The organism is Rhizobium sp. 01N424 (assembly GCF_056399485.1).
The window spans coordinates 409,982-423,891 of sequence record NZ_JBFTRK010000003.1; the positions used below are offsets into that span (position 1 = coordinate 409,982).

General features: G+C 61.7%; 15 protein-coding genes. 5 read left to right on the forward strand and 10 right to left on the reverse strand.

What is annotated here, in order from left to right; translation table 11 throughout:
* Positions 1–28: 28 nt before the first annotated feature.
* Positions 29–559, forward strand: coding sequence for a gamma-glutamylcyclotransferase (locus tag AC1DNK_RS12450; RefSeq protein ID WP_477941340.1), 531 nt, complete (start codon positions 29–31; stop codon positions 557–559).
* A gap of 2 nt (positions 560–561) precedes the next feature.
* Here the strand turns inward: AC1DNK_RS12450 and AC1DNK_RS12455 are convergent, their stop codons facing one another.
* The 4 genes from AC1DNK_RS12455 to ftsE form a co-directional block, all read right to left on the reverse strand.
* Positions 562–1,359 carry a lysophospholipid acyltransferase family protein gene (locus AC1DNK_RS12455; RefSeq protein ID WP_112386134.1) on the reverse strand — a complete coding sequence of 266 codons (798 nt, stop codon included), beginning with the start codon at positions 1,357–1,359 and terminating at the stop codon, positions 562–564.
* Between the two features lie 86 nt (positions 1,360–1,445).
* Complete coding sequence (locus AC1DNK_RS12460) at positions 1,446–2,162, reverse strand: YdcF family protein (protein ID WP_477941341.1); 717 nt, start codon at positions 2,160–2,162, stop codon at positions 1,446–1,448.
* 67 nt (positions 2,163–2,229) lie between these two features.
* Positions 2,230–3,177, reverse strand: coding sequence for a cell division protein FtsX (locus tag AC1DNK_RS12465; RefSeq protein WP_405049624.1), 948 nt, complete (start codon positions 3,175–3,177; stop codon positions 2,230–2,232).
* Between the two features lie 58 nt (positions 3,178–3,235).
* On the reverse strand, positions 3,236–3,895 hold the full coding sequence (ftsE, locus tag AC1DNK_RS12470; protein ID WP_477941343.1) for a cell division ATP-binding protein FtsE: 660 nt from the start codon (positions 3,893–3,895) through the stop codon (positions 3,236–3,238).
* A gap of 207 nt (positions 3,896–4,102) precedes the next feature.
* Here ftsE and AC1DNK_RS12475 point away from each other — a divergent pair, with 207 nt between their 5' ends.
* The 3 genes from AC1DNK_RS12475 to AC1DNK_RS12485 all read left to right on the forward strand — a co-directional run bounded on the left by AC1DNK_RS12475 (position 4,103) and on the right by AC1DNK_RS12485 (position 5,847).
* Positions 4,103–4,765: a hypothetical protein gene (locus AC1DNK_RS12475; protein WP_477941344.1), complete on the forward strand. Its 663-nt coding sequence runs from the start codon at positions 4,103–4,105 to the stop codon at positions 4,763–4,765.
* A gap of 61 nt (positions 4,766–4,826) precedes the next feature.
* A complete protein-coding gene (gene hpt / locus AC1DNK_RS12480; protein WP_112386130.1) occupies positions 4,827–5,369 on the forward strand; it encodes a hypoxanthine phosphoribosyltransferase in 543 nt (180 codons plus the stop codon).
* Positions 5,370–5,487: 118 nt separating this feature from the next.
* Positions 5,488–5,847, forward strand: coding sequence for a response regulator (locus AC1DNK_RS12485; RefSeq protein WP_027512336.1), 360 nt, complete (start codon positions 5,488–5,490; stop codon positions 5,845–5,847).
* Positions 5,848–5,857: 10 nt separating this feature from the next.
* On the opposite strand, the gene AC1DNK_RS12490 is transcribed toward AC1DNK_RS12485, so the two are convergent.
* The 5 genes from AC1DNK_RS12490 to argH all read right to left on the reverse strand — a co-directional run bounded on the left by AC1DNK_RS12490 (position 5,858) and on the right by argH (position 12,203).
* Positions 5,858–6,304, reverse strand: a complete 447-nt coding sequence (locus AC1DNK_RS12490) for a hypothetical protein (protein ID WP_477941346.1) — start codon at positions 6,302–6,304, stop codon at positions 5,858–5,860.
* 78 nt (positions 6,305–6,382) lie between these two features.
* Positions 6,383–9,064, reverse strand: coding sequence for a TIGR02302 family protein (locus AC1DNK_RS12495; RefSeq protein WP_477941347.1), 2,682 nt, complete (start codon positions 9,062–9,064; stop codon positions 6,383–6,385).
* A gap of 163 nt (positions 9,065–9,227) precedes the next feature.
* A complete protein-coding gene (gene lysA / locus AC1DNK_RS12500) occupies positions 9,228–10,496 on the reverse strand; it encodes a diaminopimelate decarboxylase (RefSeq protein ID WP_112539035.1) in 1,269 nt (422 codons plus the stop codon).
* A gap of 12 nt (positions 10,497–10,508) precedes the next feature.
* On the reverse strand, positions 10,509–10,703 hold the full coding sequence (gene lptM / locus AC1DNK_RS12505) for an LPS translocon maturation chaperone LptM (protein ID WP_112386127.1): 195 nt from the start codon (positions 10,701–10,703) through the stop codon (positions 10,509–10,511).
* Between the two features lie 96 nt (positions 10,704–10,799).
* Positions 10,800–12,203 carry an argininosuccinate lyase gene (gene argH, locus AC1DNK_RS12510; protein ID WP_477941348.1) on the reverse strand — a complete coding sequence of 468 codons (1,404 nt, stop codon included), beginning with the start codon at positions 12,201–12,203 and terminating at the stop codon, positions 10,800–10,802.
* Positions 12,204–12,245: 42 nt separating this feature from the next.
* On the opposite strand from argH, the gene tlpA reads away from it, so the two are divergent.
* Complete coding sequence (tlpA, locus tag AC1DNK_RS12515; protein WP_477941350.1) at positions 12,246–12,908, forward strand: thiol:disulfide interchange protein TlpA; 663 nt, start codon at positions 12,246–12,248, stop codon at positions 12,906–12,908.
* A gap of 6 nt (positions 12,909–12,914) precedes the next feature.
* Here the strand turns inward: tlpA and AC1DNK_RS12520 are convergent, their stop codons facing one another.
* Entirely contained in the window at positions 12,915–13,793 is an 879-nt protein-coding gene (locus AC1DNK_RS12520) for a 3-hydroxybutyryl-CoA dehydrogenase (RefSeq protein WP_112386124.1), read from the reverse strand.
* Between the last annotated feature and the right edge of the window lie 117 nt (positions 13,794–13,910).

Below are 13,910 nucleotides of genomic sequence, written 5' to 3' on the forward strand. Positions count from 1 at the left end.
GAATGGGAATCTCGGTCTGGCTTGCGATATGGACGAATTTTGGGTGTTTGGCTACGGATCCCTAATGTGGAACCCGGGCTTCGAGTTTGCTGAACGGTCGCAGGCTCTGATTTATGGCTATCGGCGTTCGCTCTGCGTCCGCTCCTGGGTTCATCGGGGAACGCGGGAAAATCCCGGTCTCGTGCTCGGTCTCGATCGCGGTGGCTCATGCCGCGGCATGGCTTTCTCCGTCGAGCCGGAAAATTGGGACGAGGTCATCGACTATCTGCGGGCTCGCGAACTGGTGACCAATGTGTATCTGGAAAAGCGCGTCTCGCTGCTGCTGGCCGATGGCCGCGCGGTGAAGGCAGTCGCCTATGTCGTGGACCGCAGCCATGTGCAATATGCGGGCGCCCTTGATACCGGCGAGGCCGCGCGCGTCGTCAATGAGGCCGAGGGCCAATCGGGTCCGAACGACGCTTATGTCTTCAACACCTTGTCTCATCTGAAGCAGATGGGGATCCGCGATCACTGGCTGGAGCAGGTGGTCGGCGAAGTCGAGCGGCTGCGCGCCGCCTGAACTCAGGCCGACGCGGTCTTCGGTTCGTTCAGAACGGCAAGCCGGTCGATGGCCGTCTGCGGCAGCGGGAGATGCGGATTGCGGGCGACGGTGTCGAGAAGCAGTTCGTCGCTGGCTCGCTCCGTAACTTCGACGAGATGCTCGAAAAAGGCATCCGGATCCATGCCCGGCATGATCGCGGGCAGTATGCGGACCTTGAAATGGCCGGGATAGCGCATGGTGCTGCGGCGTGGCCAGAACAGGCCTGGATGCATGGCGATCGGCACGACGGGGATGTTGAGATCCCGATACATGCGGGCAATGCCATATTTGTAGACTGGCTCGGCGCCTGGCGGGCGGCGGGTGCCTTCAGGATAGATGATCAGCTGGCGGCCGGTCGACAGCTCTTCCTTGGTCCGCTTCAGCACTTCGACCATCACCTTGCCGCGGGCGCCGCGGTCAACCGGGATCATCCGCTGCTTCTTGGCGTACCAGCCGAACAGCGGGATCCACATCAGCTCGCGCTTGAGGATATAGACCGGGTCCTTCAGCCAGGGCAGCAGCGCGTAGGTATCCCAGAAGGATTGATGCTTCGGCGCCAGGATGTAGCCGCCATCGGGCAGGTTCTCCATGCCCTCGATCTCGAAGGTCGTGCCGACGATCTTCTCCATCAACCAATGGTTCGAGAGCGCCCAGTTCTTCGGAATGCGATAGGCGGTCAGCCGGGGCACGACGAAATAATAGGGCGAAAGCACGATCATCCGCAGGATGAGGTTGGCGTAGAAGATCGTGTTGAAGAGAACGGAACGCAGGGCGAGCATAAGGTTTCCCGAAAAGCCTATATCCGCGGGCAGGGCGGTTGCGACCTGCCTACACGATTATCACCGCCAGAAAAAGACGCTTCGCTTCAGTCCTTGCCGTCGGCGGCAGCCGAACGCAGGCCGGGATGACGGCCGAAGCCGGTGATGTTGCGCGCACCGGCAAACAGCACCTTGCCATACTCGGCGAGCATGACACGCAGCGCATTCCGATCCATGAACCAGGCGCGCGTCTTCAGGTCGGAATTCACGACCGGATAGGGGATGAACTGGGTGTCGTCGTCGACATAGGCAAGTTCGGCGAGACTGCGGGGCATGTGATAGTTGTTGGTGACGACGAGCACGCTTCGGTAGCCCTTGGCATGGATCCAGTTCGATGCTTCCTCGGCATTGCCGATCGTGTCGATCGCGTCATAGCCGATATCGACACAGCAATCGAAGAGATCGGCCGACCCTGTCGTGGTCTTGCGAATCTGCGCCGGTGTGGTCGAGGGGTGGACGCCTGAAATCAGCAGCCGCTTACCGGCGCCCTTCTGCAGGAGTTCGACCGCCTGGTCGATGCGCTGGTAGCCGCCTGTCAACACGACGATCGCGTCGGCCTTCGGTTCGGCTGGAGGCTTCATTGTGGTGACGGAATCGGCAAAGCGCAGGAAGCCGCCGAAAACCAGCGCCATTGCCAGAACGACGGCAAAGCCGCACCAGCGCAGCATGCGGCGCAGAGGCCCGCGACGCGGCGTCTCGACCCGGTAGCTAGCCAGCGCCGGGTCGGGGCGAATCGGATTGCGTCTCGTGTAGCCCATGGTCATGAGTCGTGCATATATCGGGATTGCGGCAGCGAACAGGCAAAGGCGGTGCTACATGTGATCGCTATCATCAGCTCGCTATCCCGTCTGTTCGTGTCGGATCGGAGCGAAGTGTATCGATCTCGTATATCGTGCGGACGACCGTGACGCGCGCCGTCAGCGTCGTCAGCAGGGCGATGATGATCATCGTGGCGAAGATGCCGAAATAGCCGAGCACGCCGACAGAAAAGGTCCCGAAAAGCGCGGTGGCCTGGTCAGTCTGCGGTGTGGCGATCGTACGGCTCTGCAGGAAGCCGGCGGCGGCAAAAAACAGCGCTGCCAGACCGCTGCCGATCGCCGAGCCCTTGAGGCTGATTTTCAGGAAGTGTTTCTGGAATTCGGTTGCGACGAAGGAGCTTTCGGCGCCGACGAAATGGAGGACCTCGACGATATGGCGGTTGCCCGACAGAGCGCCGCGTGTCGCGAAGACGACGGTGAGCACCATAGCGGTGAAGACCAGCAGCAGAATACCCGTGCCGATCATCACTGTCGTATGCGCCATCGAGACCAGCCGGTCGACCCAGGTTCTGTGGTCGTCCAGCGTCGCCTGCGGGATACTGTCCTTGAGCAGCGAGCGCATTGCCTCGAAATCCGGCGGATTGTTTTCGTCGATCGTAACGATAACGAGCCGCGGAACCGGGAGTTCCTTGAGATCGAGGCCGCTGCCGAGCCAGGGCTCCAGCAGGCGGGCGGTCGCCGCCTCATCGACGATCTGGCCGCTCTTGGTGCCGACGAAGGTCATGGCGATATCGCGCGCCTGGTTCAGCGCCTTTTCCATGTCGAGGCCGTCGTCCGGCTTGATCTGGATGGTGATTTCGCGGGAGATCTGGCTTTCCCAGCTGGCGGCCGTCGAGCGCACCATACTGACGCCGCCGAGCGTCAGGCAGGCAAGGAAGGCCATGATGGCGATCACCACCATCAGCGCGTTGCCCTGGATGTTGGAGGGCGGCAGTATCGGCGCTGTCGGGCGAACGCGCATTTCAGGTCGCCGCTGCTGCTGGGTGGCCGCTTCCGCTACCTTCGTGCTGGGGGATCGCTCAGTCATAGACGTCGAGATGCCCCTCGGACAGAATCATCCGCCGCGCCTCGACCTGGTCCATCAGGGCCAGATCGTGGGTGGCTATGACGACGGCGGTGCCGAGCCGGTTGAGCTCGAGGAAGAGATTGAGAAGGCGGCGCGCCATCGGCGGATCGACGTTGCCGGTCGGTTCGTCGGCGAGCAGGACTTCCGGGCGGTCGATGAGAGCGCGGGCGATCGCGGCGCGCTGCTTCTCACCGCCGGAGAGGACCGGCGGCAGCACGTTGATGCGCTCGCCGAGCCCGACCCATTTCAGCAGTTCCAGGACGTCGGTCTTGTAGGTGCTCTCGTCCTTGCCCCGCACGCGCAGTGGCAGCGCGACGTTCTCGTAGGTCGTCAGGTGGTCGAGAAGGCGAAAGTCCTGGAAGACGATGCCGACGCGGCGGCGCAGCAGCGGCAGTTCCGGGCGCGGAATATCGGAAATATCGCGGCCGAACATGCGGATCAGACCGCGGGTCGGCTGCAGCGACATGAAGAGCAGGCGCAGCAGTGTGGTCTTGCCGGCGCCGGAGGGACCCGTCAGAAACTGGAAGGACTTTTTCGGAATGTCAAAGGTCAGGTCCCGGAGGATCTCCGRCCCCATGCCATAGCGCAAACCGACATTCTCGAAGTGGATCAACGGGCAACTCAGATTGTTCGAGGTTTCTCACCATCGACTTGTTAACCAAGTGGATTAACAACCGGTAAATTTCGGCGGAAAGATGCCCTCCCGGCACCGGATTTAGCGAAGCATTAACCATTAAAATTTACGACTGAGCTGGATTCGTTTCAATGCCCGGTATCGTCCGTGCACCGAAACCATGTGAAGAGCTGAAAGGCCGTCATCATGGAAGCATCTTCGTTCAGCCGCCGCGCGCCGGGGCACGCCTATGATTTTCTGCCGCCGGACAAGGCGGCACGCCAGCCGCGGGCCGGAACGCGCCCGGCTGACATTTCCGACGCCGAGTTCGTCGTCATCAGCGGGCGAAGCCCATCGCCGGGCTTCAATGCGAAAAGTTTCAACGATAATCGCAAGCGGGCCGCAGCGGTACCGAAGGTGGAGACACCGAAAGCGGTGACCGGAGCTGTGGCCGCCTTCCGCGCCCTGGAAGAACATCTGCAGCAGGCATCGTTCAAGAGTTTTGCGGCGCTTGTTCTTCTGCTTTTTCTTCTGGTCTTCGGGTTGTCCGGCGGCTTCTCCAGCCTTCAGGCAGAGGATCAGTCCGCTGCCGGATCGCCTCTGCATTTCACCCACGTGACGCTGACGCCGCGCGATGCCAATGGCATGCGCATCCTGATGGTCAACGGCATTCTCGAAAACGAGAGCGGCACCACGCAGACGGTTCGGCCCATTCGCGCCGATCTGGTGAGCGATGGGCGGCTGATGGCGAGCATCGTCATTAACCCGCCAGTCGACGTGATCTATGGCGGCGAGAGCCGCGGATTTTCGGCGCGTGTTCAGCACTCTGGTGGAAAAATGCCGGAAGTCCGGCTGTCATTCATGCCCTAAGGGTGTTTCTCCGCGTCTAATGTGCTAACGGCTTACCCTTCATTTTCACGGAGCAAGCCGTATGCCTGTCGTGCGCGGAAAAAATATCGATCCTCTTTTCACTGCCGAGCAGATTGCCGAGCGCAACGATGCAATGGCAAAGCAGATTGCCGAAGGTCCGACCAAGGACCTTCTGGTGATCGCTGTCTTGAAGGGGTCGTTCATTTTCGCGGCCGACCTGATCCGCGCCCTGCACAACAACGGCCTGGCGCCTGAGGTCGAGTTCATCACGCTGTCGAGCTACGGCACCGGCACGGTTTCGCAGGGCGTTCGCATCGTCAAGGATATCGACAGCGATGTGAAGGACCGCGATGTCCTGCTGATCGACGACATTCTGGAATCCGGCCGTACGCTGCTGTTTGCCAAGGAACTGCTCTTCGAACGCGGCGCCCGCAACGTGACGATCGCGGTGTTGCTCGACAAGAGCGTCAAGCGCAAGGAAAAGCTCGAGGCCGATTATGTCGGCTTCGAATGCCCCGACTATTTCGTCGTCGGCTACGGCATGGATGTCGCCTACGCTTTCCGCGAACTTCCCTTCGTCGGCGTCGTCACCGGCGACGCCTGAGCGCCTGCGATACAGACGGGTTGTTAACCATCCCGTCCATCGCCCGTCGCCGTTTACCGATCGCAAAGGAACGGCATGCGATTTCCGTCTTGGGGCATGAAGACGGAGCGATGCATCGATGGCAAAAATTCTGATCACGGAAGACGAGGACTCCCTCCGTTCTTTCGTAGCCCGGGCCTTGCGCCTTGACGGTCATGAGACCGATGAAGCGGCCGATGGTGCCGAGGGGCTGGAGAAGCTGAAGGACGGCGTCTACGATCTGCTGCTGTCGGATATCCGCATGCCCGTCATGGACGGCATCGAGCTGGCGCACCAGGCAAAGTCGGCCTTTCCTGCATTGAAAATCCTGCTGATGACTGGCTATGCCGAACAGCGCGAACGCGCTGACGATCTGGCTGAAAAGATCGTTGATGTGGTCTCGAAGCCGTTTGCGCTTCCCGATATCCGCAAGGCGGTCGCCCGCGCACTGGCTGCCTGATCAGGCAGCCTCATTCATCCGGGACGAACTTGCCTTCGTAGCGCACCCGGAAATTCCGCCTGTGAAAGTCCTGCTCGAAGCAGACGAATACCAGTTCGATATCGTTGTCACTGTCACGCTTCCCGAGCAGGCTTAGCGTGATGACCACGACGCCGCTATAGCCGCGGGTGATGCGGAAGGCGGCGTTGCGGATTTCCGTGGCTTCGGGATCGCGGCGATCGTCGCGGCGCTCGTAGATGATCCAGAAGCGGGCGGCGTCCCAGGTCTTTCTCAGGATCTCGCTGACCTCGGCCTTGAACTCCTCGGCATGCATGGCCGGTCCCCAGGACAGCGCCGTTTCGCCGGCATCGCTGACGACATTCAGATAGCCGTCATACTGGTAAGCGCCGGAGAGCGCCTTTTCTATCATCTCGAAAGCCGAGTTTTCGCTGATTGCAGTCTTGAAGAGAATTGTCATCGAATCGCTGTCGTTCGTCAACCGTCAAGATCGACATTACGAAGCTCACGCGAAAAGGCGAAGGATTTCAGCACTTCGTCACTGAATATCCAGCAGACGCTCCAGATAGCGCCGCTCCATCTCTTGCGGCGGGTTGTTGCCGAGCTTCTCCCGGATGGCATCGAGAATCTCGCGGGCGCGCTGGACGTCGATCTCGTCGGGCACCTTCACGGTATCACCAAAGTCAGGCCCATCGGCGCGCCGCGGGCGGCCAAGCGGGTCGCGGCCGTTCTGATCGCCCTGGCCGACCTGGCCGTTCGGGCCTTGCTGACCCTGCTGGCCCTGTTGCGCCTGCATCATCTGGTTCATCATGTCACGGGCGCCCTGGCGCAGTGCTTCCAGCGCGCGGCCCTGGCCTTGCACGGCGGTATCGCCACGGCCCTGGCCGAGTTCGCGTCCGGCGCCTTCCATCTCGCGCTGGGCCTGGCCGAAGCCCGGGCCGGGCTTCATGCCCATGTCGCCCAGACCCTTCTGCAGTTCGCCGAGTTGCTTGCCGAGCGCATCCTGCTGTTCGCGCAGCTTCTTCAGCGCATCGCGGAGCTGCTGTTCGGTCATCTCGTTGGACTGCTGGTCGCCCTGCTGGCCGTTCTGGCCCTGCTGTTGCTGCTGCTGGCCCTGATCTTGCTGTTCGCCGTCCTGGCCGGGCATCATATTGTCAAGCAGCGGGTCGTTCATGCCCATATCGGGGTCGCCGCGCTGCATGCGGTCGCGCAGCTGCTGGTCGAGCTTGAAGGTCTGCTCCATCAGCTTCTGCTGGTCGCGCAGGATCTGGCCAAGCTTGTCCATCTGCTGGCGCATCTGGCTATTGTCGCCCTGCTGCTGCTGGCCCTGCTGCGGGCGTCCGGCCTGCAGGTTATTCATCATCCGCTGCAGTTCCGACAGCATCTGCTGTGCGGCATCGCGGTTGCCGGAGCGGGCGAGGTTTTCGATCTGGTCCATCATCCGCTCCAGATCCTGCTGCCGCAACATCTGGGCATTCTGATTGGGCTGCATCGGCGCATTCTGCATGCGCTGGGCGAGCTCCTTCATGTATTCGTTCATCGCCTTGCGAAGCTCGTCCATCAGCTTCTTGACTTCAGCATCCGGCGCATTGCGCTGCAGCGCATCGGCGAGATTCTGCTGGGCGTTGCGCAGATTGCGCTCGGCCTGCGAGAGATCGCCGTCCTCGATGCCAAGCGCGATGTCCCAGAGATAATCGGCGGTGTCCTTCAGCTGCTCGTCTGTCTTGGCAAGCTTCATGCGCGCCAGCGCCGATTCGATCAGCAGGTAGTTGGTGAGTTTCGGGATCGTCTCTTCCGGGCGGATCGTCAGCGCTTCGTTGAGCGCGATCGCATCGGGCATCTTGCGGGTGTCGAGCGCAAAGACCTGGCGTTCCTCGGCAACGGCTGCGGCAAGAGGTTCGTTGAACGGCCGCGCAGGGAGCACCATTTCGTGCGGCGGGCTGCGGCCGATCTGGCCTGCCGCATCCTTGGCAACCAGTGTCACGCGGACGCGCTTGCCGGCCAGCGGATGCTCGGTCAGGTTCTTGCTGCTGACGCCTTTGGCATCGCGGGCGTTGCGGCGCGGGATATCGAGGCGGAAATCGGGAAGCGGGTAGAGAGGCTTGGCAGCCGGATCGGATTCGACGGGTAGAATTTCCGCATGGGCTTCCTGGACGCCGTAATCATCCTTGGCCGTGAACTTGATCTCGAGAGCACCATTCACGCTCGCTTTCGGCAGCCCGTCGAAAGCGATCTCTGGCGCCTTGTCGGGAATGACATTGAAGCTCCAGCTGCGGCCGTTGACCTGCAGCGCACCGTTTTCCTCAAGCTTCATCAGATGCGTCTGTGCCGTGGGCACCGGCGTTTCACCGGCCGCCGTCTGCTGCGGCTGCGCCGCCTGATCTGGAACGCCTGCCGGCTGCTGACCTGCCTGCTTTTCGGCGGCAATCTCCCTGGCCTCGCCGTTCTCCTTTTTGAAGACGACCTTCTCGTCCACTTGGCCGCCACTGACGCGCACGGTCAGGCTGGAGAATTGCGGAACGTTGATCGGCGCCTGCTCCGTGCCTGTCGCCGTCAGATAGACGGGGGCGCGGCCGGTATAGGAGGGAGGCGTGACCCAGGCATCGATGCGGACGGCGGGATTTGTCTCGCCCTGCTCGACGGGAGGCTGAAAGGCGTCGGCGATCGAGCCGCCATTGGTGGACAGCGAATAGCCAAAACCCATGACGACAAGCAGCGCCGGAATGGCGCGCAGGGCGAAGCGGTCGTGCCGGGCGATATCCGGGCGCGGATAACCGGCGTCGAGCGCGGCGATCTTCTCGGCCATGCGCGTCTGGTGTTCGCGCCAGAGCGCGCGGGCAAAGGGCGTGTCGAAGGCGGGTTCGTCTTCCTGCACGGTGACAGGCTGATGCGGCAGGCCGTTGCGCTCTTCGAGCAGCCGGTCGGCCTCGGCGTTGCTTGGCCAGTGCAGACGGCGGAACGGGATGAGTGATGCAACGAAGGCCGCCGCAAACGCGATCAGCAGCAGGATGCGCAGGATATCAGGGACGCTGCGGAAGAGGCCAAACCAGGAGGTAGCAAGATAAAGCGCGATGACCGAGAGAACGGGCACCAGCGGCGGCAATGCTTGCTCGGAGAGAAGGACGACACGCGCGAAAAGACGCTTTACCGCAACCAGCCTCGCAAGAGATGGCCTGATGGCAAATGCACCATGTCCCTGCCTGCTCGGGCTCTTCTTCAATCCGGTCTCCGCCATGGCGTGTTAGAGTAACAGTGGGCGCTTCCGGCGATTGCTCAGCAATTCGCTCGCATGAGGAAAGGATAACACTCTTTGTGGCGAAGGCGAGGGCGACCGGCGGTTAATGCCGGTTTTTCACGGCCGGTCGCCAAAAAGTGATGGTTCGTCAGTCGAGCCAGGCCGGGACGGAATCAAGGCCGATCAATTCCTCGTAGGTCCGGCGCGGCCGGATGACGTGGAAATCGGAGCCCTTGACCAGCACTTCCGGAACCAGCAGGCGGCTGTTGTAGGTGCCCGCCTGCACCGCGCCGTAGGCGCCACCCGACATGACGGCGAAGAGATCGCCCGGCTTAGGCATTGCCATCTCGCGGTCGAGCGCCAGATAGTCGCCGGTCTCGCAGACCGGGCCGACGATATCAGCCTTGATGCGCGGCGCGTTGGCGGCGGAGATCACCACGGGCTTGATCTCGTGGTAGGCTTCGTAGAGCGTCGGGCGGATGAGATCGTTCATCGCGCCATCGACGATGACGAAGGTCTTCTCGCCGCCGTCCTTCACGTAGATCACTTCGGTCACCAGGATACCGGCATTGCCGACGATGAGGCGGCCGGGCTCGGTGACGATCTTGCAGTTCAGGCTGCGTAGCTGGTTCTTGACGATCGCCGCATAGGCGTCGGGCAGTGGCGGCGGGTTGTTGTCGTCCTTGTAGGGAATGCCGAGACCGCCGCCGATATCGACATGGTGGATGTCGTGGCCGTCGGCGCGTAGCGTGGCGACCAGATCGTGCAGCAGCTTGAAGGCATCGTCGAAGGGCTGCAGCTCGGTGATCTGGCTGCCGATATGCATGTCGATGCCGGTCACCTCGATGCCGGGAAGTGTCGCAGCGCGCGCATAGACGGCGCGGGCACGCTCCCAGGAGATGCCGAACTTGTTTTCCTTCTTGCCGGTCGAGATCTTCGAATGCGTCTTCGCATCGACATCGGGGTTGATGCGGAAGGAAACCGGCGCCTTCTTGCCGGCCTTGACGGCGCGGCTGTTGAGGATCTCGAGCTCGGGTTCGGACTCGACATTGAAGCAGTAGATGCCGGCTTCGAGCGCGAAATCCATCTCATGCGGCGTCTTGCCGACGCCGGAGAACATGATGCGGGATGCCGGGATACCGGCGGCCAATGCGCGGCGCAGTTCCCCCTCGGAGACGACGTCGATACCGGCGCCGAGCTTGCCGAGGGTCTTGAGGACTGCTTGGTTCGAGTTCGCCTTCATGGCATAGCAGACCATGGAGTCGACATCGCTGAAGGCTTCGGCGAAGACGCGGTAATGGCGCTCCAGCGTTGCGGTGGAATAGCAATAGAAGGGGGTGCCAACGGCCTTGGCAATTTCGGGAACAGGAACGTTCTCGGCGTAAAGAATGCCGTCGCGATACTCGAAGTGGTTCACGGCTTCAGCCTATCAGAGCAGGGGATCGAGAAGGAAAGGCTTGTCGGCAACGCCCGGCTGTTTCGTCGGCTTGGAGGAATCGCCGCCCTTCGTTGCCTGCGCACTCGGCGGATCGAGATCGCCTTTGCGTCCACATCCGGCAACGGCAAGGCCGACGACGGCAAGAACGACCGTCAGGCGGATGAGGTGCGGCAAGCTGGTCTGCATGGGTATCCTCTTGGAGCGGCACTGGTGGACATCTTCATAGCGAAGTTTATCCAGCTTGTGCACCCTGATTGTTGCGCTGTTATTGGCGGTCCGAACTCAGTTGCGGCCGCGCCAGTAGGCGATCTGCTTGCGCACTTCCGACGGGGCGGTGCCGCCGAAGCTCTTGCGGCTGGCGACCGAGGCTTCGACCGTCAAAACGCCGTAGACTGCGTCGGTGATCGCAGAATTGATCGCCTGCAGATCGGCGAGCGGCAGCTCGGCGAGATCGCAGCCCTTGCTTTCCGCCAGCGCCACGGCACGGCCGGTCACATGATGGGCATCACGGAAAGGAAGGCCCGCTTCGCGCACCAGCCAGTCGGCAAGATCGGTCGCGGTCGAGTAGCCGGAGCCGGCGGCCGCTTTCATGCGCGCGGTGTTGATGGTCATGTCACGGACCATGCCGGTCATGGCGGCGATCGCCAGTTCCAGGCTTTCGGCGGCGTCGAAGACCTGTTCCTTGTCTTCCTGCATATCCTTGGAATAGGCGAGCGGCAGGCCCTTCATGATGGTCAGCAGGGCAACCAGGGAGCCGTTGATGCGGCCGGTCTTGGCACGTACCAGCTCGGCAGCATCCGGGTTCTTCTTCTGCGGCATGATCGAGGAGCCGGTGGAGAAGGCGTCGGAGAGGCGCACGAAGCCGAATTGCGGCGTCGACCAGATGACGATTTCTTCGGCGAGGCGCGACAAATGCATGCCGGCGATCGCGGCGATCGACAGGAATTCGATGGCGAAGTCGCGGTCGGAGACGGTGTCGATCGAATTGCGGGTCGGCTCACGGAAGCCGAGCGCCTTGGCCGTCATGTGACGGTCGATCGGGTAGCCGGTGCCTGCCAGTGCCGCGGCGCCGATCGGGCTCTCGTCGAGATGCTCGATGGCATGGCGCACGCGCGAGCGGTCGCGGCCGAACATTTCGACATAGGCCATGCAGTGGTGACCGAAGGTGACGGGCTGGGCGGTCTGCAAATGGGTGAAGCCTGGCATGACGCTGTCGGCATGCTCTTCGGCGCGGTCGAGGAACGCTGCGATCAGGCTGGTCAGCATCGCCTCGGTCTTCTGCAGCTCTTCCTTCACCCAGAGGCGGAAGTCGAGCGCCACCTGGTCGTTGCGCGAGCGGGCGGTGTGCAGTCGTCCGGCAGCCGGGCCGATCAGCGTTGCGAGACGGGCTTCGACATTCATGTGAATGTCTTCGAGCTGGCGCGAGAATTCGAAATTGCCGCTTTCGATTTCTGACAGGATCGTGTTTAGCCCGTGAACGATCTTGTCCTTATCGTCGGCTGATATGATGCCCTGATGGGCAAGCATCGTCGCGTGGGCGATCGATCCGCGGATATCCTGAGCGAATAGCTTCTTGTCGAAACCGATCGAGGCATTTATCTCCTCCATGATCGCATCGGGGCCGGAAGCGAAGCGTCCGCCCCACATCTGGTTGGAGGATTTGGTGTCCGTGTTGCCGTCGGCCATCGAAGCTGCCTGCCTTGAAAGATGCATGTCCTGGAGAATGAAATGACGACAAGAAAGCCGCTTGGGCTGCCATCCCTGAAATTGATCTCGATAGCCGCCGTCGCAGGCATAATTGCCGGTGCGGCAGCGGTTTACATTAAGGAGACGGGGTCTGGCAATGGCGGCGGCGAAACCGCGTCCGGCCAATGCGCCGCGGCAAAGGATCTGGCGCAAAAGATTACGCCGCTTGCCAAGGGGCAGGTTGCGGCAATGGTCGCTGCCAACGAGCCGCGCAAACTGACATCGGTCGCCTTCAACGATGCCGGCAATAAGCCTGTCACGCTCGACAATTTTGCCGGAAAGACCGTGCTTCTCAATCTCTGGGCGACGTGGTGCGTGCCCTGCCGCGAGGAAATGCCGGCGCTGAATGCGCTCGAGAAGGAGATGGGCAGCGACAAGTTCCAGGTGGTCGCCGTCAACATCGACACCGGAGACGACGAGAAGCCGAAGGCCTTCCTCAGCGAGACCGGCGTCGATTCCCTGAAACTCTACCGCGACAATACGATCGGCGTGTTCAATAGCCTGAAAAAGGAAGGCCTTGCCTTCGGCCTGCCGGTTACGCTGCTGATCGATGACAAGGGATGCCTGGTCTCGGCGATGAACGGCCCGGCTGCATGGGACAGCCAGGATGCGAAGGCGCTGATCAGGGGGGCGATCGGCCTCTGACGCCGCTTAGCGGGTCGGGACCGGCACTTCGCCGCGGTAATCGTAGAAGCCGCGGCCAGACTTGCGGCCGAGCCAACCTGCTTCGACATATTTCACCAGCAGCGGGCAGGGGCGGTATTTCGAATCCGCGAGACCGTCATGCAGGACCTGCATGATCGAAAGGCAGGTGTCGAGGCCGATGAAATCGGCGAGCTGCAGCGGGCCCATCGGGTGGTTGGCGCCGAGCTTCATGGCGGTGTCGATAGCGTCGACGGTGCCGACGCCTTCATAGAGCGTGTAGATCGCCTCGTTGATCATCGGCAGCAGGATGCGGTTGACGATGAAAGCCGGGAAGTCCTCGGCGACCGTGACGGTCTTTTCCAGCGAGGCTACGAATGCCTTGGCGGTCGAGAAGGTCTTCTCGTCGGTCGCGATGCCGCGCACCAGTTCGACGAGCTTCATCACCGGCACCGGGTTCATGAAGTGAATGCCCATGAAATGTTCGGGGCGGTCGGTGGCCGATGCAAGGCGGGTGATGGAAAGCGACGAAGTGTTGGTGGCAAGAAGCGCTTCCGGCTTCAGGACCGGACAGACCTGGGCGTAGATCTTGCGCTTGACGGCTTCTTCTTCGGTCGCGGCCTCGATGACGAGATCGGATGGGGCCAGATCGTTGAGATTGGCGGAGCCGGTGATGAGCGAGAGGGCTGTCTTGCGCTCTTCCTCGGTCATCTTGCCGTTGGTCACCTGCTTTGCGAGATTGCCGTTGATGGTGGCCAGGCCGGACTCGATGCGGTCCTGGCTGAGGTCATAGATATGGACCTTGTAGCCTGCAGCGGCCGAAACGTGCGCGATGCCGCAACCCATCTGGCCCGCACCGACAATACCGATCGTCTTCAACGCGCTCATATCCAAACCCCCGCGGCAGTCGCCCCCGCGAGCGCAGCCGTATTTTTTAATGAAATTGCCGGGCAAAATGATCGCCCGGCAGCAGTAGTAGTCCCATAAGAGATAATTTTCCAGTCA